Below are 20,411 nucleotides of genomic sequence, written 5' to 3' on the forward strand. Positions count from 1 at the left end.
CGTGGCCTATTCCATGCCGGTGCGGCCGGGGGTCCAGAAGGGTTTGGTACGGATGCGCCGTCGATCCCAGCCGCGTTCGGTGATCAGGATCTTCCGCAGGGTTTGGATAGTGCGGGCCTCACCGGCGAGGTAGGCGATGCCGGGACGGTCGGGAAGCTCGACGGCGCGCAGGGCGTCGGCGAGGACGTCGGAGTTCGCCGCCGAGGCGTCCCCGCGCTCGACCTGGGTCACCGACCGCGGGAGGGGTAGGTGGTCGGCCTCGGTCGCCGCTTCGACGACGCCGTACACCGCCGCGTCGGGCCGCAACGACCGCAGCATCGCGGCGAACGCGACCGACGCCGTCTCTTCCCCGGCGAATACGTGGTAGGCCGCGTCGTGGCGGACGACGAAATTGCCCTGGGGCCGGGTGAAATCGACGTGGTCCCCGAGCGACACGGCCGTCGCCCACCGCCGGGCAGGTGTGACGGCGTCTCGGTCGAAGCCGTGTTGGCACATCACGATGTCGAGGGTTCCGGCGTCGGGATCGGCGTCGTAGATGGAATAGCTGCGTAGTGCGTCGTGGGGGTGAAGGCGCAGCACCGAATCGAGCAGACCGGCGACCTGCAGACGGACGTGCTGGCCCGGTGTCCAGGTCAGGTCCCGCAATCGTGGACCGGTGAAACGGATACGGCGCATCGTCGGCGTCAACTGTTCGGTCTCCCCGACGGTTGCGGACAAAAACAGCGCGTCGCGCAGGGTGCTGACCAGGGGTAACGAATCGAGGAGCGGTGCCACGAGGTCTCCAAAGAGTCGAATTAAATTAGGCATGCCTTACCTAATTGATGACAGTAGCAGATCGAGCGCTCCGCTAGCGTGAAGGGATCAACGGCACCCGAAAGATCTCGACCGCGTGGCGCCTGATGGCGGCGATCGCGCTCTGCGGGCTGCTGCCGCAGTGCACCGGAGGCGCCCCGCCGGCGCCCACCTCAGTACTGGCAGCACCCTCGCCCCGAAACGTCGCTCCCGAGACCGCCGCCGTCGCACGCGTTACGGCCGCTGAACTCGGCCCGACCTGGCACCGTGACTGCCCGGTTGCCCCGGCGCAGCTGCGGCGGGTCACCGTGACCCATCTCGGATTCGACGACCGGCCGCACCGCGGCGAGTTGATCGTGAATCAGGAGCTGGTCCCGCAGGTCATCGCGGTATTCGACCGGCTCTATCGGCTGGAATTCCCGATCGAGCGGATGCAACCGGTGGCCCACTATCGGGGCGGCGACGACGAGCTGTCGATGGAGGACAACAACACCTCGGCGTTCAACTGCCGGCGCATCCCCGGCTCCGGCAACTGGGCGCTACACGCCTATGGCCGTGCCATCGACGTCAACCCGCTGCTGAATCCGATGGTCGATCACGGCAAATTCGAGCCGCGCAACGCCGGGGTTTACCTGGATCGTCGTCGAATCGAGCCGGGCCTGCTGCATGCCGGTGACGCCGCGGTCCGTGCGTTCACCGAAGCCGGGTGGCGCTGGGGAGGCTACTGGAAGTCGCCGGTGGACTACCAGCACTTCGAGTGGCGCTGACGGACACTCCTGCCACATTGGTACCGCCGAGTGACCAATGACCGAAGTCGGAGAGCGATGTCACCGGCGGTATCACGGCCGCGGCCGGCCCAAGTGATAGCGCCGGCGCTATCCAGATCGGCAACACCCACATGCTTCCCGCGCGGAGCCCGTGGGGCGCATGTGACGCAGGTTCCCGCGGCCTATTCCACCAGTTCCGACAACTCCAACCAGCGGCCCTCCTGCTCGGCCACCTCGGCTTCGAGCGCCCGCAGCTCCCGGGTGAGCTCCGCCAGACCCACGTGATCGGCCTGGTCATAGTCGGCCAGCTCGTGGTGCTTGGCCTCGATCTGCTCGGCCAGCCGCGCCAGCCGGCGATCGACGGCGGCCAGATCCTTCTGTGCCGCACGCAGTTCGGCGCCCGACAGCGGGCCCGGGCCGCCGGCGGCTGCGGCGGCGGGCCGCGACACCGTTGTTCGACGGGCGTCGGCGGCCAGCTGCAGGTATTCGTCGACACCGCCCGGCAGGTGCCGCAGCCGCCCATCCAGGATCGCGTATTGGTTGTCGGTAACCCGCTCCAGCAGATACCGGTCATGGGAGACCACGATCAAGGTGCCCGGCCAGGAGTCCAACAGGTCCTCGGTGGCGGTCAGCATGTCGGTGTCGACGTCGTTGGTGGGCTCGTCGAGCACCAGCACATTGGGCTCGGCGAGCAAGGTGAGCATCAACTGCAGCCGCCGCTGCTGCCCACCGGAGAGCTCGCCGACTCGAGCTGACAGTTGAGCGTTGCCGAACCCGAGCCGCTCCAACAGCTGCGCGGGCGTCATCTCCTTGCCGTCGACCTGGTAGTCGTTGCGCAGCCGGCCTACCACGTCGGCCACCCGGTCTTCGGTGAGCGTCGCCAACTCCGCCGACTGCTGGTCCAATATGCCCAGTCGCACCGTCTTGCCGCGCTTGACCCGGCCGCTGTCCGGCACCACGGTGCCGGCGATCAGACCGAGCAGGGTGGACTTCCCGGCACCGTTGGCGCCGACGATTCCGGTGCGCTCGCCGGGGCCGATCCGCCATTCGACGTCGCGCAGCACCGGCTTGCCGTCGAAGGCGACCGAGACATCCAGCAGGTCGATGACGTCCTTGCCCAGCCTGGCGGTCGCTAGCTTCATCAGCTCGACCTCGTTGCGCAGCGGCGGGACGTCGGCGATCAACGCGTTGGCCGCCTCGATGCGGAACTTCGGCTTGGAGGTGCGGGCCGGTGCCCCGCGTCGTAGCCAGGCCAACTCTTTGCGTAACAGGTTCTGCCGCCTGGCTTCACTGGCCGCGGCCATCCGGTCGCGCTCCACCCGCTGCAGAACATAGGCCGCGTAGCCGCCCTGAAACGGTTCCACGATGCGGTCGTGCACTTCCCAGGTGGTGGTGGCCACTTCGTCGAGAAACCACCGGTCGTGGGTGACGACCAGCAGGCCGCCGGTATTGCGGGCCCAGCGCTGCTGAAGATGCCGCGCCAGCCAGGTGATCCCTTCCACGTCGAGGTGGTTGGTCGGCTCGTCGAGGCAGATCACGTCCCATTGGCCGATCAGCAAGGCCGCCAACTGCACTCGTCGGCGTTGCCCTCCGGACAGCCCGGAGATGGTTGCATCCCAAGCGATGTCGGAGACCAAGCCGTCGACCACATCACGGATTCGCGGGTTGGACGCCCATTCGTGATCGGCTTGATCGCCCACCAGTGCGGCCCCCAGCGTGCTGTCGGGATCGAGGGTGTCGGCCTGGTCCAGCAACCCGACCCGCAGACCGCTACGTCGGGTGACGCGGCCCGAATCCGGGTTCGCGGCGCCGGCCAACAGCCGCAGCAGCGACGATTTGCCGTCGCCATTGCGCCCGACGATGCCGATCCGGGCGCCGTCGTTCACCCCGAGGGTGACTGAGTCCAACACCACACCGGTGGGGTATTGCAGGTGAAGGGCCTCAGCTCCGAGCAGGTGTGCCACCGCTGGAACGGTACTGCCTGCCGGTCGGCGAATGCTGAACCAGCCGGACCTAAGGTGCTGATGTGCCAGAATGTGCACGATATTCCGGGATCGGGCGCGAAGTAGGGGAGCAGCGGTGGATCTGAACTTGTCGGCCATCACCCGGCCGGTCGAGTGGCTGATGGCCACCGCACAGAACGGCCTGGAGGTGCTGCGCTGGGGCGGCCTGGAGACCGGGACCGTGCCGTCACCGTTCCAGATCGTCGAGAGCACCCCGATGTACAAGCTGCGGCGGTATTTCCCGCCGGACAGCCGACCGGGGCAACCGCAGCCCGGACCGCCGGTGCTGCTGGTGCACCCGATGATGATGTCGGCAAACATGTGGGACGTCACCCAGGATGAGGGCGCGGTCGGCATTCTGCACAATGCCGGTGTGGACCCGTGGGTGATCGACTTCGGTTCACCCGACGAGATCGAAGGCGGCATGCGCCGCAATCTGGCCGACCACATCGTCGGCCTGAGCCAGGCCATCGACACCGTCGCGGAGACCACCGGGCGCGATGTGCACCTGGCCGGTTACTCCCAGGGCGGCATGTTCGCCTATCAGACCGGCGCATACCGGCATTCGAAGAACATCGCCAGCATCATCGCGTTCGGTTCGCCGGTGGACACGTTGGCCGCGCTGCCGATGGGTCTGCCGCCCAATCTGGCCTCCGGTGTCGCCGGCTTCATGGCCGACCACGTCTTCAACCGGCTGGACATCTCGGGATGGCAGGCGCGCCTTGGCTTCCAGATGATGGATCCGCTCAAGACGGCGAAGGCCCGGATGGATTTCCTGCGCCAGCTGCACGACCGGGAGGCGCTGCTGCCGCGCGAGGCTCAGCGGCGGTTCCTGGAGTCCGAGGGCTGGATCGCCTGGTCGGGTCCGGCGATCTCGGAGCTGCTCAAGCAGTTCATCGCCCACAACCGGATGATGACCGGCGGCTTCGCGATCAACGGTCAACTGGTCACCCTGACCGACATCACCTGCCCGGTGCTGGCATTCGTGGGCGAGGTCGATGACATCGGGCAGCCGGTGGCCGTCCGCGGCATCCGCCGCGCCGCACCTGAGGCCAAGGTCTTCGAATATCTGCTGCGGGCAGGGCACTTCGGTCTGGTGGTGGGTTCCAAGGCCGCCGAATTGACCTGGCCGACCGTGGCGCGCTGGGTGCTGTGGCAGTCTGGGATGGGCCCGCAGCCGGCGGGGGTGGCACTGATGTCCGCGCAGCCGTCCGAGGGCGCCAAGCGCGGCGTCGCGATGACGTCGCGGATCGCGCACGGGCTGGGGGAGGCCTCCGAGGTCGCGCTGACCCTGGCGCGCGGCGCCGCGGACGCCATGCTGGCGGCGCAGAAATCGGTGCGCACCATGGCGGTTGAGACCGCGCGCACCCTACCTCGGCTGGCCCGACTCGGACAGATCAACGACCACACCCGAATCTCGCTGGGCCGCATCATCGATGAGCAGGCCGCCGACTCGCCCGACGGCGAATTCTTGTTGTTCGACGGGCGGGTGCACACCTACGAGGCGGTCAACAAGCGCATCGACAACGTCGTCCGCGGCCTGATCGACGTCGGGGTGCGCCAAGGCGTTCACGTCGGTGTGCTGATGGCCACCCGGCCCAGCGCCCTGGTCGCGATCGCGGCGCTGTCCCGGCTGGGTGCGGTGGCCGTGCTGATGCCGACCGACGGGGACCTGCTGCCCGCGGCCCGCCTCGGTGGTATCTCCGACATCATCGTGGACCCGGAGACTCTGGAGCTGGCCGGCCCGGCCGCCCGCGAGCTGGACTGCCAGGTGCTGGTGCTCGGCGGTGGTGAAGCCCGCGACCTGGACTTGCCCCCCGACGCTGAAGCCGTCGTCGACATGGAACGGATCGACCCGGACGCCGTCGAACTGCCCGGCTGGTACCGGCCGAACCCGGGATTCGCCCGCGACCTGGCGTTCGTAGCCTTCGGTAATGCGGCCGGCGAGCTGGTGGCCAAGCAGATCACCAACTTCCGCTGGGCGCTCTCGGCGTTCGGCACCGCGTCGACAGCGGCCCTGGGCCCCAACGACACGGTCTACTGCCTGACTCCGCTGCACCACGAGTCCGGGCTGCTGGTCAGCCTCGGCGGTGCCGTGGTCGGCGGGGCCCGCATCGCACTGTCGCGCGGCCTGAACCCGGACCGGTTCGTCGCCGAGGTTCGCCAGTACGGCGTCAGCGTGGTGTCCTACACCTGGGCGATGCTGGGCGAGGTCATCGACGACCCGAACTTTGTTTTGCAGGGCAACCACCCGGTCCGGCTGTTCATCGGCTCCGGTATGCCCACCGGCCTGTGGAACCGGGTCACCGAGGTGTTCGCGCCGGCCCATGTCGTCGAGTTCTTCGCCACTAAGGACGGTCAGGCCGTGCTGGCCAACGTTTCCGGCGCCAAGGTCGGCAGCAAGGGCCGTCCGCTACCCGGCGCGGTGGATGTGGAGCTGGCCGCCTACGACTGCGATCACGACCTGATCCTGGAAGACGACCGGGGCTTCGTGCGGGTTGCCGAGACCGACGAAGTCGGTGTGCTGCTGGCCAAACCCCGCGGACCGATCGACCCGTCGGCCTCAGTCAAGCGCGGCGTGTTCGCCCCGGCCGATACCTGGATCTCCACCGAGTTCCTGTTCCGGCGCGACTCCGACGGTGACTACTGGCTGGTCGGCGGGCGCGCGTCCAGCGTCCACACCGACCGAGGAGTCGCGTTCCCGGTGGTCATCACCGATGCCCTCGGTGCCGTCACCGGCGTCGACCTGGCGGTCACCTATCGGGTGCCGACCGAGCGGGCCGACCTGGTGGTGTCGGCGGTGACGGTGCAGCCGGGCGCCACAGTCACCGCCGCCGACCTCAGCGAGGCGGTGGCGGCGCTGCCCTCCGGCGCCGGTCCCGATGTCATCCACGTGGTACCGAACCTGTCGCTGAGCACGGTGTACCGCCCGGTGGTGGGCGCGCTGCGCGAGGCCGGGCTGCCCAAGGCCGGACGCAACGCCTGGTACTTCGATGCCACCACGCGGCAGTTCAAACGGCTGACGGCCGCGGTGCGTGCGGAACTGGCCGGTGGTCGCCCATGATCGCCCAAGACCTGATTGACATCCTGGTCTGCCCGGCCGACCGCGGCCCGCTGCTGTTGGTGCAGCGTGCCAGTGGCTCCGGCGACATGGCGCTTTATAACCCGCGCCTGCATCGGGCCTACCGCATCGACGACGACATTCCGGTGCTGCTGATCGACGAGGCCGAATCCGTCGGCGACGACGAACACGCGCTGCTCATTGCCCAAGCGGGCCCGGCAGATTCCCAGTGAGATAACGCTGCAGGGTCGGGGCGATCATCGCCACGACCTCCTGCGCCGGTAGCGAGGCGATCGGCTCCAGCCCGACGATGTAGCGGGCGACCACCACGCCCATCAACTGGCTGGCGGCGAACTCGGCGCGCAGTACGCCGGATCCGGCCGGTTCATCGATTCGCGGGGCGAGCTCGGCGATCACGATGTCACGGAAGAATGAGCGGGCCAAGGGCACTTCGGTCCCGGTGAGCATGGATCGCAACGCCGCGATCAGGCCGGTTCCGGCCTGCGAATCCCACAGCGGCAGTAGCAGTTCGGGCAGCGTGTGCCCGAGTTGCTCGACCGGTGTCTCGCGCAACGGCCCCAGCACCGTCATCGGATCGATCGGCAGCTCGACCGCAGCGGCGAACAGCTGCTGCTTGGTGCCGTGGTAGTGATGCACCAGCGCCGCGTCGACACCCGCCTGCGCGGCCACCGCCCGGATTGAGGTGTTCGTGAAACCATTGCGGGCAAACAGGTCTCGGGCCGCAGCCAGGATCTTGTCTCGGTTGTCCGAGGCGCCCGACGGGCGGCCGGGCTTTCGGCTGCGCCCTGCGGCGGCCATCACGGCGTCCGTCGTCGCAGCGTGACCGCGGCCAGTCCCAGTGCCGCAACCGCGAACGCCAGCACGATGATGATGTCGCGTACCGCGACACCGGTTAGTTGCGGGTGGGTGCCCACCTGCTGCAGCGCTTCGAGCGCGTAGCTGGCCGGCATCGCGTCGCTCACCCACTGCAGCCACTCGGGCATCGCGGCGCGCGGCACGATGATCCCGGCCAGCAACAGTTGCGGCACCATCAGCAGCGGAATGAACTGCACGGCCTGAAATTCGGTGCGGGCGAACGCGCTGCACAGCAGTCCCAAACCGACACCGAGCACTGCGTTGATGATCGCGATGCCGAACACCCAGGCTGGGCTGCCCACGGTGTGGAAATCCAGCAGCCAGAAGGCGACGACACACGCCAGGCTGGCCTGGGCAGCCGCCGCGACCGAGAACGCCGTCCCATAGGCGGCGAGCAGGTCGACCCGGCGCAGCGGGGTGGTCAAGATGCGCTCCAGGGTTCCCGACGCGCGTTCGCGCTGCATGGTGATCGCGGTGATGACGAACATCAGAAACAGCGGGAACAGGCCCAGCAGAATCAGGCACGCGGCGTTGAACGGCGACGGGGTGCCCGGCGGGTGTACAGCGCCCGAGAACATGAAATACATCAGCGTGATGACCAGGCTGGGCACAGCCAAGATCATCGCGACACTGCGGTGATCACCGGCGAGCTGGCGCAGGATGCGCAGGGTGGTCGCCACGAAGGGCCGTGGCTGCAGGAATCCGGTCAGCCGGCTCGGGGCGCGGTGGTGCGCCGGATGATGGACAGGAACGCTTCCTCCATCGACGTACATCCGGTCTCCTCTCGCAGTCGTCTCGGGGTGGTGCGCGCCAGCAGCCAGCCCTCGTGCATCAGCAGCAGATCGCCGCAGTGATCGGCCTCGTCCATCACATGACTGGACACCAGCAGCGTGGTGCCGCGCCGGGCCAGCGCCGAGAACTGCTGCCAGAGTTCGGCGCGCAACACCGGGTCCAGGCCGATCGTCGGCTCGTCGAGCACCAGCAGGTCTGGCCGCCCGACCAGGGCGCAGGCCAGCGAGACCCGGGCGCGCTGCCCACCGGACAGGTTGGCGCAGTAGTCGCCGCGGTGTTTCTGCAAGTCCACCGCCTCGATCGCGTCGTCCGCCTCGCGGGTGTCCACCCCGGCGAGTGCGGCGAAGTACCGCACGTTGTCGATCACCCGCAGGTCGTCGTAGATGGTGGCCTGTTGCGGCATGTAGCCGACCCGGTGGCGAAGCACGGGGGAGCCGGCCGGGCTGCCCAGCACCTCGACCCGTCCGTCGGTGATCAGTTGAGTGCCCACGATGCAGCGCATCAAGGTGGTCTTTCCGCAGCCCGAGGGGCCGAGCAGGCCGGTGATGGTGCCCGGGGCGATCTGCACTGAAAGGTCGTGCAATACCGGCCGCTTGCCACGCACCACCCGAAGGTGATCGATCGCGACGGCCGGACCCGAGCCCGAGAATTCATCACGCGATGAAATCATCATGTGGTGAATAATCTGCCCGGCGCGACGCCCTGTCAATGGCGTTGGGGTCGCAGGGCAGAATCTCCCAGCGTGAGTGCTGCCCGGCTTGCCGTGGATCCGCTCGCGGCTGCCCAGCGGTTGCTCGGCGCCACCCTGACCTGCCGCGGCGTTGACGCGACGATCGTCGAAGTGGAGGCCTACGGCGGGGTGCCGAACGGCCCCTGGCCAGATCCGGCGGCGCATTCCTATCGCGGCCCCACCGCACGCAACTGCGTGATGTTCGGTCCGCCCGGGCGCCTGTATACCTACCGCAGCTACGGCATGCACATCTGCGCCAACGTGGTCTGCGGCCCGGACGGGACGGCCGCCGCGGTGCTGCTGCGTGCGGCGGTGATCGACGAAGGGGAGTCGCTGGTCCGGGCCCGCCGCGGTGACGCCGTGCCGGAGGTGGCGTTGGCCCGCGGTCCGGGCAATCTCTGCTCCGCATTAGGAATCACTATGCAAGACAATGGAATCGACTTGTTCGATGCGGCCAGTCCGGTGCGGCTTCGGCTCGGCGGACCGCTGCCGGCGCAGGCCGGACCGCGGGTGGGCGTCAGCTTGGCTGCCGACCGGCCATGGCGGCTGTGGGCGCCCGGCAAACCCGAGGTTTCGGCCTACCGGCGCAGCCCGCGGGCACCGGCGCCGGGCGCCTCGGACTGATCCGGGAAAATCAACCCATGCCGACGACGATTCTCGACGAGCTGACCTGGCGCGGGCTGATCGCCCAGTCAACCGACCTGGACGCCCTGACCACCGACGTGACGGGCGGGCCGATCACGGTCTACGCCGGATTCGACCCGACCGCGCCCAGCCTGCATGCCGGAAACCTGGTGCCGCTGCTGGCGTTGCGCCGATTCCAGCGGGCCGGACACCGGCCCATTGTGCTGGCCGGCGGTGCCACCGGGCTGATCGGCGACCCTCGTGACAGCGGCGAACGCACCCTGAACACCGCCGACACCGTGGCCGAATGGTCCGAGCGGATCCGTGGCCAGCTGGAGCGCTTCGTCGATTTCGACGACGGCCCGACTGGCGCCGTAGTGGTGAACAACCTGGACTGGACCGCGCCGCTGTCGGCGGTGGAATTCCTGCGTGACGTGGGCAAGCATTTCTCGGTCAACGTGATGCTTGACCGCGACACCATCCGGCGCCGCCTCGACGAGGGCATCTCCTACACCGAGTTCAGCTACATGCTCCTGCAGGCCAACGACTACGTGCAGCTGCATCAGCGCTACGGCTGTTCGCTGCAGATCGGCGGCTCCGATCAATGGGGCAACATCATCGCCGGGGTCCGGCTGGTGCGCCAGAAACTGGGCGCGACGGTGCACGCATTGACCGTGCCCCTGGTCACCGCCGCCGACGGCACCAAGTTCGGCAAGTCCACCGGCGGCGGCAGTCTGTGGCTGGACCCGGAGATGACCAGCCCATACGCCTGGTACCAGTACTTTTTCAACACCGCCGACGCCGACGTGGTCCGCTACCTGCGCTGGTTCACCTTCCTGTCGGCCGAGGAACTGGCCGCGCTGGAGGAAGCGACCGCCGAGCGCCCGCACGAACGCGCCGCCCAGCGCACGTTGGCCCGGGAGTTCACCACCCTGGTGCACGGGGAGGCGGCGACCGAGGCGGTGGAGTTAGCCAGCCAGGCGCTGTTCGGCCGCGGTGAGCTGACCCGATTGGACGAATCCACCCTGACGGCGGCACTGCAGGAGACCTCGGTTGCGCGGCTGGAGCCCGGAACCGCGGACACCATTGTCGACCTATTGGTCGCCACCGGTCTGTCGGCAAGTCGGGGCGCGGCCCGGCGCACCATCGGCGAGGGCGGTGTCTCGGTGAACAACGTTCGCGTCGACAGTGAGGAATGGACGCCGGAGCCCGAGAATTTCTTGCATGGTCGGTGGTTGGTGTTGCGCCGAGGAAAGCGCAATGTGGCTGGTATTGAGAGGGTCTAGTGAGGGTCTCGTGAGGGTCTGGCGACGCGATCGTCGGCACAGGTTGATCTTGAAAAATCTTCCTGACCAGCGGATTTGACTCTTAGATTCCCCTCGCGTAACTTTATCCACGTCGCAGGGAGCGCCGGAAACGGAAGCCCCAGAGACGCCCCGGAGGGATTCGAGAGAATCGCGACGGATTCTGACTGTCCGCACGGCCTGCAAGCGGTTAAACACCGCGGGTAGGCTGCGCGCTCGGTCGGGCGTGTTGTTTGAGAACTCAATAGTGTGTTTGGTGGTTTTTGTTTGTTGTTGTTTTTGCCATGCTCTTGGCGCCCCGTGTTGGGGGTGTGGCGTTTTTTGTCGGTTTTTCGGAACTGATGTTTTGGGATTGTTTCCAAATGGTTTTTGTTTGGAGAGTTTGATCCTGGCTCAGGACGAACGCTGGCGGCGTGCTTAACACATGCAAGTCGAACGGAAAGGCCCTTTCGGGGGTACTCGAGTGGCGAACGGGTGAGTAACACGTGGGTGATCTGCCCTGCACTTTGGGATAAGCCTGGGAAACTGGGTCTAATACCGAATAGGACCGCGCGCTTCATGGTGTGTGGTGGAAAGCTTTTGCGGGGTGGGATGGGCCCGCGGCCTATCAGCTTGTTGGTGGGGTAATGGCCTACCAAGGCGACGACGGGTAGCCGGCCTGAGAGGGTGTCCGGCCACACTGGGACTGAGATACGGCCCAGACTCCTACGGGAGGCAGCAGTGGGAAATATTGCACAATGGGCGCAAGCCTGATGCAGCGACGCCGCGTGGGGGATGACGGCCTTCGGGTTGTAAACCTCTTTCAGTATCGGCGAAGCTCCAAGATTCTTCTTGGGGTGACGGTAGGTACAGAAGAAGCACCGGCCAACTACGTGCCAGCAGCCGCGGTAATACGTAGGGTGCGAGCGTTGTCCGGAATTACTGGGCGTAAAGAGCTCGTAGGTGGTTTGTCACGTTGTCCGTGAAAACTCACAGCTTAACTGTGGGCGTGCGGGCGATACGGGCAGACTAGAGTACTGTAGGGGAGACTGGAATTCCTGGTGTAGCGGTGGAATGCGCAGATATCAGGAGGAACACCGGTGGCGAAGGCGGGTCTCTGGGCAGTAACTGACGCTGAGGAGCGAAAGCGTGGGGAGCGAACAGGATTAGATACCCTGGTAGTCCACGCCGTAAACGGTGGGTACTAGGTGTGGGTTTCCTTCCTTTAGGGATCCGTGCCGTAGCTAACGCATTAAGTACCCCGCCTGGGGAGTACGGCCGCAAGGCTAAAACTCAAAGGAATTGACGGGGGCCCGCACAAGCGGCGGAGCATGTGGATTAATTCGATGCAACGCGAAGAACCTTACCTGGGTTTGACATGCACAGGACGCCGGTAGAGATATCGGTTCCCTTGTGGCCTGTGTGCAGGTGGTGCATGGCTGTCGTCAGCTCGTGTCGTGAGATGTTGGGTTAAGTCCCGCAACGAGCGCAACCCTTGTCTCATGTTGCCAGCACGTTATGGTGGGGACTCGTGAGAGACTGCCGGGGTCAACTCGGAGGAAGGTGGGGATGACGTCAAGTCATCATGCCCCTTATGTCCAGGGCTTCACACATGCTACAATGGCCGGTACAAAGGGCTGCGATCCCGTGAGGGTTAGCGAATCCTTTAAAGCCGGTCTCAGTTCGGATTGGGGTCTGCAACTCGACCCCATGAAGTCGGAGTCGCTAGTAATCGCAGATCAGCAACGCTGCGGTGAATACGTTCCCGGGCCTTGTACACACCGCCCGTCACGTCATGAAAGTCGGTAACACCCGAAGCCGGTGGCCTAACCCTTGTGGAGGGAGCCGTCGAAGGTGGGATCGGCGATTGGGACGAAGTCGTAACAAGGTAGCCGTACCGGAAGGTGCGGCTGGATCACCTCCTTTCTAAGGAGCACCATTTTTTCCCCCGTCCCCGTCACGAGTGCGGGATACATGATGGTTGGGATATTTTCGCCGGGGCCTGTAGTGGGTGCCCGGTGGTGCAGATTAATTTGAAACAACAACAGCTTTGATCACCAACCGCCAGAAGTCTTGTGCTTCTGGTGGCCGACCTTGGGTTGGGCACACTGTTGGGTCCTGAGGCAACAGGCCCGTATTGGCTCCCTTGTGGGGGTGGGTGTGTTGTCGCTCCATCTTGGTGGTGGGGTGTGGTGTTTGTTTTGTGGATAGTGGTTGCGAGCATCTAGCAAGCAAGGCTTGTGTCTTGTTTGTTTTGCAATTTTTGTTTTTTGGTTTTTGTGTTTTGTAAGTGTTTAAGGGCGCATGGTGGATGCCTTGGCATCGAGAGCCGATGAAGGACGTAGGAGGCTGCGATATGCCTCGGGGAGCTGCCAACCGAGCGTGGATCCGAGGATGTCCGAATGGGGAAACCCGGCACGAGTGATGTCGTGTCACCTTCTGGTGAATGTATAGCCAGTGGGGAGGTAACGCGGGGAAGTGAAACATCTCAGTACCCGTAGGAAGAGAAAACAAAATGTGATTCCGTGAGTAGTGGCGAGCGAAAGCGGAGGATGGCTAAACCGTATGCATGTGATACCGGGTAGGGGTTGTGTGTGCGGGGTTGTGGGAGCGTCATGTCTGGTTCTACCTGGCCGGAGGACAGTGAGAAAGTGTTGTGGTTAGCGGAAGTGGCTTGGGATGGCCTGCCGTAGACGGTGAGAGCCCGGTACGTGAAAACCCGATACCTGTCTTGTGATGTTTTCCCGAGTAGCAGCGGGCCCGTGGAATCTGCTGTGAATCTGCCGGGACCACCCGGTAAGCCTGAATACTACTCGATGACCGATAGCGGATTAGTACCGTGAGGGAATGGTGAAAAGTACCCCGGGAGGGGAGTGAAATAGTACCTGAAACCATGTGCCTACAATCCGTCAGAGCCCTCCCTTGTGGTGGGGTGATGGCGTGCCTTTTGAAGAATGAGCCTGCGAGTCACCGGCACGTCGCGAGGTTAACCCGTGTGGGGTAGCCGCAGCGAAAGCGAGTCTGAATAGGGCGTATCCAATCCGTTGGGGTTGGTGTAGTGGCGTGTTGTGGACCCGAAGCGGAGTGATCTACCCATGGCCAGGGTGAAGCGCGGGTAAGACCGCGTGGAGGCCCGAACCCACTTAGGTTGAAGACTGAGGGGATGAGTTGTGGGTAGGGGTGAAAGGCCAATCAAACTCCGTGATAGCTGGTTCTCCCCGAAATGCATTTAGGTGCAGCGTTGCGTGTTTCTCACCGGAGGTAGAGCTACTGGATGGCCGATGGGCCCTACTAGGTTACTGACGTCAGCCAAACTCCGAATGCCGGTGAGTGTAAGCGTGGCAGTGAGACGGCGGGGGATAAGCTCCGTGCGTCGAGAGGGAAACAGCCCAGATCGCCGGCTAAGGCCCCAAAGCGTGTGCTAAGTGGAAAAGGATGTGCAGTCGCTTAGACAACCAGGAGGTTGGCTTAGAAGCAGCCACCCTTGAAAGAGTGCGTAATAGCTCACTGGTCAAGTGATTGTGCGCCGATAATGTAGCGGGGCTCAAGCACACCGCCGAAGCCGCGGCAATACGTAAGTATTGGGTAGGGGAGCGTCCTGCATCCGGTGAAGCCACAGAGTGATCTAGTGGTGGAGGGTGTGGGAGTGAGAATGCAGGCATGAGTAGCGATGAGGCAAGTGAGAACCTTGCCCGCCGAAAGACCAAGGGTTCCTGGGCCAGGCCAGTCCTCCCAGGGTGAGTCGGGACCTAAGGCGAGGCCGACAGGCGTAGTCGATGGACAACGGGTTGATATTCCCGTACCCGTGTGTGGGCGCCCATGATGAATCAGTGGTACTAACCACCCAAAAGGTGGTCGATCAATCCTTTCGGGGAGCGACGACTACTGGCTGCGTGGGACCTTCGCTGGTAGTAGTCAAGCGATGGGGTGACGCAGGAAGGTAGCCGTACCAGTCAGTGGTAATACTGGGGCAAGCCGGTAGGACGTCAGATAGGCAAATCCGTCTGGCATAGAGTCCGAGAGGTGATGCATAGCCGTTTGCGGCGAATTCGGTGATCCTATGCTGCCAAGAAAAGCCTCTAGCGAGCACGCACACGGCCCGTACCCCAAACCAACACAGGTGGTCAGGTAGAGAATACCAAGGCGTACGAGTGAACTATGGTTAAGGAACTCGGCAAAATACCCCCGTAACTTCGGGAGAAGGGGGACCCTCATACCGTCATGGCCTTTGCGGCCGGCAGCGGGAGGGGGTCGCAGAAACCAGTGAGAAGCGACTGTTTACTAAAAACACAGGTCCGTGCGAAGTCGCAAGACGATGTATACGGACTGACGCCTGCCCGGTGCTGGAAGGTTAAGAGGACCGGTTAACCCTTCGGGGTGAAGCTGAGAATTTAAGCCCCAGTAAACGGCGGTGGTAACTATAACCATCCTAAGGTAGCGAAATTCCTTGTCGGGTAAGTTCCGACCTGCACGAATGGCGTAACGACTTCTCAACTGTCTCAACCATAGACTCGGCGAAATTGCATTACGAGTAAAGATGCTCGTTACGCGCGGCAGGACGAAAAGACCCCGGGACCTTCACTATAGCTTGGTATTGATGTTCGATGCGGTTTGTGTAGGATAGGTGGGAGACTGTGAAACTCGCACGCCAGTGTGGGTGGAGTCGTTGTTGAAATACCACTCTGATCGTATTGGACCTCTAACTTCGAACCATGAAGCTGGTTCAGGGACAGTGCCTGGTGGGTAGTTTAACTGGGGCGGTTGCCTCCTAAAATGTAACGGAGGCGCCCAAAGGTTCCCTCAACCTGGACGGCAATCAGGTGTTGAGTGTAAGTGCACAAGGGAGCTTGACTGTAAGACTGACACGTCAAACAGGGACGAAAGTCGGGACTAGTGATCCGGCACCCCCGAGTGGAAGGGGTGTCGCTCAACGGATAAAAGGTACCCCGGGGATAACAGGCTGATCTTCCCCAAGAGTCCATATCGACGGGATGGTTTGGCACCTCGATGTCGGCTCGTCGCATCCTGGGGCTGGAGCAGGTCCCAAGGGTTGGGCTGTTCGCCCATTAAAGCGGCACGCGAGCTGGGTTTAGAACGTCGTGAGACAGTTCGGTCTCTATCCGCCGCGCGCGTCAGAATCTTGAGGAAACCTGTCCCTAGTACGAGAGGACCGGGACGGACGAACCTCTGGTATACCAGTTGTTCCACCAGGAGCACGGCTGGATGGCTACGTTCGGACAGGATAACCGCTGAAAGCATCTAAGCGGGAAACCTACTCCAAGACCAGGATTCTCACCCTTTTAGAGGGATAAGGCCCCCCGCAGACCACGGGATTGATAGACCAGACCTAGAAGCACCGCAAGGTGTGCAGGGAACTGGCACTAACCGGCCGAAAACTTACCAACACAAAAAAACAACAATTGTGTTGCCCGCAACCACACCACAAAACATCTCAAACCCACACCCCACCACCAAACACAAAACTTTGGTGACCAGAGTGGACCACCCCCACACGGGGACAGTCCACCACAGGAAAAGAAAATAGAGTTACGGCGGAAATAGCGACAGGGAAACGCCCGGTCCCATCCCGAACCCGGAAGCTAAGCCTGTCAGCGCCGATGATACTGCCCACACGGGTGGAAAAGTAGGACACCGCCGAACACAACATCCACCAACCCCGCCGACTCCGCCGTCACCGACGGATAACGCCGCTCAAACCGCTCACTGAGCCGCGCGACCGACTCCGGAGAGGGAACCCTCGACGACGACTGTTCGAACATACGTTCGATTATAGCCCTCCGGGCAGACACCGGCCACCGGCGACAAGGCCGGGGTCAGTGCGCCGCTGAATCCCAAGAGCGCCCGTAGCCCACCGCGACCTCCAACGGCACGCTGAGCGGGTAGGCGCTGCCCATCTTGTCGCGCACCAGCGCCTCCAGCGGCTCACGTTCGCCCTCAGCCACCTCGAACAGCAATTCGTCGTGCACCTGCAGCAGCATCCGCGACCGCAGAGTGGAGGCCTTCAGGGCTTGGTCGACGTTGATCATCGCGACCTTGATGATGTCGGCCGCGCTGCCCTGGATCGGGGCGTTGAGCGCAGCCCGCTCGGCGGACTCCCGGACCTGACGGTTGCTGCTGTCCAGCTCCGGCAGGTAGCGCCGGCGGCCCAGCACTGTCGAGGTGTAGCCGTCCTTGCGGGCCTGTTCGACCACCTCGTGCAGGTAGTCGCGCACCCGGCCGAACCGGTCGAAGTAGGCGTCCATCTGCTCTTTGGCCTCTTCGGTGGAGATCTTGAGCTGCGAGGCCAGCCCGTAGGCGCTCAGCCCATAGGCCAGGCCGTAGGACATCGCCTTCACGCGGCGGCGCATATCCGGGGTCACCTCGTCGATGGGCACCGAAAACGCCCGCGACCCGACGAACGAGTGCAGGTCTTCGCCGGTGTTGAACGCCTCGATCAGGCCTTCGTCGGCCGACAGGTGCGCCATGATGCGCATCTCGATCTGGCTGTAGTCGACCGTCATCAACTCGGGGTAGCCCTCACCGACCACGAAGCCGTCGCGGATCTGGCGGCCGGCGTCGGTGCGGATCGGGATGTTCTGCAGGTTGGGGTCGGTGGACGACAGCCGGCCGGTCGCCGCGATGGTCTGATTCAGCGTGGTGTGGATTCGGCCATCGGAGGCAACCGATTTCAGCAATCCGTCGACGGTCACCTTCAGGCGGGTGACGTCACGGTGGGTCAGCAGGTGCTCCAGGAACGGATGGCCGGTCTTGTCGAACAGGGTCTGCAGCGCGTCGGCGTCGGTGGTGTAGCCGGTCTTGGTCTTCTTGGTCTTGGGCATGCCCAGTTCGTCGAAGAGCACCACCTGCAGCTGCTTGGGGGATCCGAGGTTGATCTGCTTGCCGATCACCGCGTAGGCGGCCTCGGCGGCGTCGCGGATCTGGTCCCCGAACCGGCTCTGCAGCTGGCCCAGGTGATCGAGGTCGACACCGATCCCAGCGGTCTCCAGCTCGGCCAGCACCCGCTGCAGGGGCAGCTCGATGTCGGCGAGCAGTCCGGACGAGTCGATGCGGGCCAATTCCAGATCCAGCGCGTCGGCCAGATCGGTGACGGCCCGAGCCCGCAGGATCGCGGTCTGCACGGCCTGATCGTCGATGCCCTCGGTGTCATCGAGCAGCGAAAGCTGTTGCTGTTCATCGGATTCAGCACGCAGCTCCCGGCGCAGGTAGCGCACCGAGAGGTCGTCGAGGCTGAAGCTGCGCTGACCGGGCCGCACCAGGTAGGCGGCCAGGGCGGTGTCGCAGGTGACACCGTCCAGGGTCCAGCCGCGCCCGGCCAGGTCGTGCATGGCCAGCTTGGCCTCGTGCAGCGCCTTGGGCTTGTCCGGGTCGGCCAGCCAGGCACCCAGCGCGGTGTCGTCCTCGGCGGTCAGCGCCGCGGTGTCGATATAGCCGCCGTCGCCGTCCGCCGAGGCCAGGGCCAGCGCGGTGGCGTCGCTGTCAAAGCTGCGGTGGGTGCCGATCACGGCCAGCCCGGTGCGCCGTCCGTCGCCGGCGTGTTCGGCCAGCCACGAGGCGACTGTTCCCGGCTCCAGGGCGCCGCCGCGCACCTCGAAGCCCTCCTCGGCCTCGGGTACCGCGCCGCCGGCAGTGGAGAGCGTGTCGAACAGCCGGTCGCGCAGCACCCGGAACTCGAGGTCGTCGAAGAGCTGATGGATCTGCTCACGGTCCCACGGCACCAACCGCAGGGTGTCGGGTGTCTGGGCCAGCGGCACGTTGCGCACCAGGTCGGTTAGCTCGCGGTTGAGGATCACGGTAGATAGGTTGGCGCGCAACGCATCTCCGACTTTACCCTTGACGGTGTCGACCTGGTCCACCAGCCCCTGCAGCGACCCGTATTCGGTGATCCACTTCGACGCGGTCTTCTCCCCCACCCCGGGGATGCCCGGCAGGTTGTCGCTGGGGTCGCCACGCAGCGCCGCGAAGTCCGGGTACTGCGCCGGGGTCAGGCCGTACTTCTCGACGACCGCGTCCGGAGTGAACCGGGTCAGGTCGCTGACACCCTTGCGGGGGTAGAGCACGGTCACGTTCTCGTTGACCAGCTGCAGGGCGTCGCGGTCACCGGTGACCACCAGCACCCGGTAGCCCTCGGCGTCGGCCTGGGTGGCCAGCGTGGCGATCAAGTCGTCGGCCTCAAAGCCGGGCTCCGACAACGTGGTGATGCCCAGCGCGGCCAGCACTTCCTTGGTGATGTCGATCTGGCCACGGAACTCATCCGGGGTAGACGACCGGGTGGCCTTGTATTCCGGGAAGCGCTCGGAGCGGAAGGTCTGCCGCGACACGTCGAACGCGGCGGCGACGTGGGTGGGCGCCTCATCGCGCAGCAGGTTGATCAGCATCGCGGTGAACCCGTAGACGGCGTTGGTGGTCAGGCCGCTGCGGGTCTTGAAATTCTCCGCGGGCAGGGCATAGAACGCCCGGTACGCCAGCGAGTTTCCGTCCAGAAGCAGTAGCGTCGGTTTGGTCTGACTCACGGACCCAACTCTAGGCACCCGCCCCGACACCCAGTGACAGCCGCGCCCGGTCGACGAGCACCCGGGCGGCGGGGCTGCGCGGTCCCGACGCACGCCAGGCCAACACCAGCCGGCCCCGCAGCTGCGGCGTCAGGCGTAGTGCGTGCAGGCCTGGGCGACTGCGAGCCATCGAGCGCGGCAGGATCGCGACCCCGAGCCCACGCTCGGCGAGCTCGGCCAGCGCCTGCGGGGTGCTGGCTTCGAATGCGATCCGCGGCGAGACGCCGATCCCCGCGCAGGCTTGATCGAGCTGGCGGCGGATGCCGGTGCCGACCGGCAGGGTGATCAGCGGCCGCTGCGTCAACTGCTCAAGGCTGACCGTGGCATGTCCGGCCAGCTCATCGGCCAGGCCCACCGCGGCATCGACGGGCTCGTCGGTGACCACCTCGATGTCCAGCCCGGCGGGTTGGTCGTCGGGGCCGACCGAGACGATCGCCAGGTCCAAGTCTCCGCCGTGCACTGCCTCGATCAGCTCATCGGAATTGGCTGTGCTGAGAGTGATTTCGACATTCGGATACTCGGCGTGAAATTCGGCGAGCAGCCCGGGCACATCGACGGGATGGGCGGTGACGGTGCCGATCGCGACCGTGCCGCGCACCAGCCGGCTGAGCTCGTCGACGGCCAGCCGCACGTCGTCCACGGCCGCCAAGGCGGTTTTGGCGTACGGCAGCACGGCCGCGCCGGCCGCCGTCGGACGGACCTCCCGGCGAGAGCGGTCCAGCAGCCGTTGACCGAGTTCTCGCTCCAGCCGCCCGATCTGGGCGCTGACCGCCGGCTGCGCCACATGCACCCGCTGCGCCGCGCGGGTGAAGTTCGCTTCTTCCACCACCGCCACGAAGTATTCGAGCTGCCGCAGTTCCATAAGCAATAAATATAGTTTCTGGTCTGATTAGGTATTGGACTTATAGTTTTC

Annotated in this window: 12 protein-coding genes and 3 rRNA genes; 8 read left to right on the forward strand and 7 right to left on the reverse strand. The window is 64.8% G+C overall.

Annotated elements, in window-relative coordinates; translation table 11 throughout:
• Positions 1-6 precede the first annotated feature (6 nt).
• Complete coding sequence (locus BN4346_RS37925) at positions 7-774, reverse strand: siderophore-interacting protein (RefSeq protein WP_208863248.1); 768 nt, start codon at positions 772-774, stop codon at positions 7-9.
• Between the two features lie 125 nt (positions 775-899).
• Here BN4346_RS37925 and BN4346_RS37930 point away from each other — a divergent pair, with 125 nt between their 5' ends.
• Positions 900-1,559 (forward strand): M15 family metallopeptidase, encoded by a 660-nt coding sequence (locus tag BN4346_RS37930; protein WP_067973713.1) that lies wholly within the window; start codon positions 900-902, stop codon positions 1,557-1,559.
• Between the two features lie 182 nt (positions 1,560-1,741).
• Here the strand turns inward: BN4346_RS37930 and BN4346_RS37935 are convergent, their stop codons facing one another.
• A complete protein-coding gene (locus BN4346_RS37935; protein ID WP_067973716.1) occupies positions 1,742-3,523 on the reverse strand; it encodes an ABC-F family ATP-binding cassette domain-containing protein in 1,782 nt (593 codons plus the stop codon).
• 115 nt (positions 3,524-3,638) lie between these two features.
• Between BN4346_RS37935 and BN4346_RS37940 the strand changes: the two genes are divergently transcribed.
• Positions 3,639-6,626, forward strand: a complete 2,988-nt coding sequence (locus BN4346_RS37940; protein ID WP_067973720.1) for an acyl-CoA synthetase — start codon at positions 3,639-3,641, stop codon at positions 6,624-6,626.
• Complete coding sequence (locus BN4346_RS37945) at positions 6,623-6,856, forward strand: Trm112 family protein (protein WP_067973723.1); 234 nt, start codon at positions 6,623-6,625, stop codon at positions 6,854-6,856. Before BN4346_RS37940 ends, BN4346_RS37945 begins: the two co-directional genes overlap by 4 nt.
• Here the strand turns inward: BN4346_RS37945 and BN4346_RS37950 are convergent.
• The 3 genes from BN4346_RS37950 to BN4346_RS37960 are packed head-to-tail and all read right to left on the reverse strand — an operon-like array spanning position 6,822 to position 8,964.
• Positions 6,822-7,442 carry a TetR/AcrR family transcriptional regulator gene (locus tag BN4346_RS37950; RefSeq protein ID WP_067973727.1) on the reverse strand — a complete coding sequence of 207 codons (621 nt, stop codon included), beginning with the start codon at positions 7,440-7,442 and terminating at the stop codon, positions 6,822-6,824. The genes BN4346_RS37945 and BN4346_RS37950 overlap by 35 nt on opposite strands.
• Positions 7,442-8,272: an ABC transporter permease gene (locus tag BN4346_RS37955; protein ID WP_067973730.1), complete on the reverse strand. Its 831-nt coding sequence runs from the start codon at positions 8,270-8,272 to the stop codon at positions 7,442-7,444. Before BN4346_RS37955 ends, BN4346_RS37950 begins: the two co-directional genes overlap by 1 nt.
• Complete coding sequence (locus BN4346_RS37960; RefSeq protein ID WP_067973733.1) at positions 8,206-8,964, reverse strand: ABC transporter ATP-binding protein; 759 nt, start codon at positions 8,962-8,964, stop codon at positions 8,206-8,208. Before BN4346_RS37960 ends, BN4346_RS37955 begins: the two co-directional genes overlap by 67 nt.
• A gap of 69 nt (positions 8,965-9,033) precedes the next feature.
• Here BN4346_RS37960 and BN4346_RS37965 point away from each other — a divergent pair, with 69 nt between their 5' ends.
• From BN4346_RS37965 to rrf, 5 genes are all read left to right on the forward strand, one after another.
• On the forward strand, positions 9,034-9,645 hold the full coding sequence (locus BN4346_RS37965) for a DNA-3-methyladenine glycosylase (protein WP_067973736.1): 612 nt from the start codon (positions 9,034-9,036) through the stop codon (positions 9,643-9,645).
• Between the two features lie 17 nt (positions 9,646-9,662).
• Entirely contained in the window at positions 9,663-10,931 is a 1,269-nt protein-coding gene (gene tyrS, locus BN4346_RS37970) for a tyrosine--tRNA ligase (RefSeq protein ID WP_067974387.1), read from the forward strand.
• A 388-nt stretch (positions 10,932-11,319) separates the two neighbouring features.
• Positions 11,320-12,854, forward strand: a 16S ribosomal RNA gene (locus BN4346_RS37975).
• A 358-nt stretch (positions 12,855-13,212) separates the two neighbouring features.
• A 23S ribosomal RNA gene (locus tag BN4346_RS37980) occupies positions 13,213-16,333 on the forward strand.
• 143 nt (positions 16,334-16,476) lie between these two features.
• Positions 16,477-16,589: ribosomal RNA gene (gene rrf / locus BN4346_RS37985) — 5S ribosomal RNA — on the forward strand.
• Together the 16S, 23S and 5S rRNA genes form the textbook arrangement of a ribosomal RNA operon.
• A gap of 173 nt (positions 16,590-16,762) precedes the next feature.
• Here the strand turns inward: rrf and polA are convergent.
• Together polA and BN4346_RS37995 are read right to left on the reverse strand one after the other, a co-directional pair.
• Complete coding sequence (gene polA, locus BN4346_RS37990) at positions 16,763-19,477, reverse strand: DNA polymerase I (RefSeq protein ID WP_067974390.1); 2,715 nt, start codon at positions 19,475-19,477, stop codon at positions 16,763-16,765.
• Positions 19,470-20,360, reverse strand: a complete 891-nt coding sequence (locus BN4346_RS37995) for a LysR family transcriptional regulator (RefSeq protein WP_067973739.1) — start codon at positions 20,358-20,360, stop codon at positions 19,470-19,472. Before BN4346_RS37995 ends, polA begins: the two co-directional genes overlap by 8 nt.
• Between the last annotated feature and the right edge of the window lie 51 nt (positions 20,361-20,411).

The sequence above is a fragment of the Mycolicibacter icosiumassiliensis genome (assembly GCF_900078685.2).
Taxonomy (GTDB): domain Bacteria; phylum Actinomycetota; class Actinomycetes; order Mycobacteriales; family Mycobacteriaceae; genus Mycobacterium; species Mycobacterium icosiumassiliensis.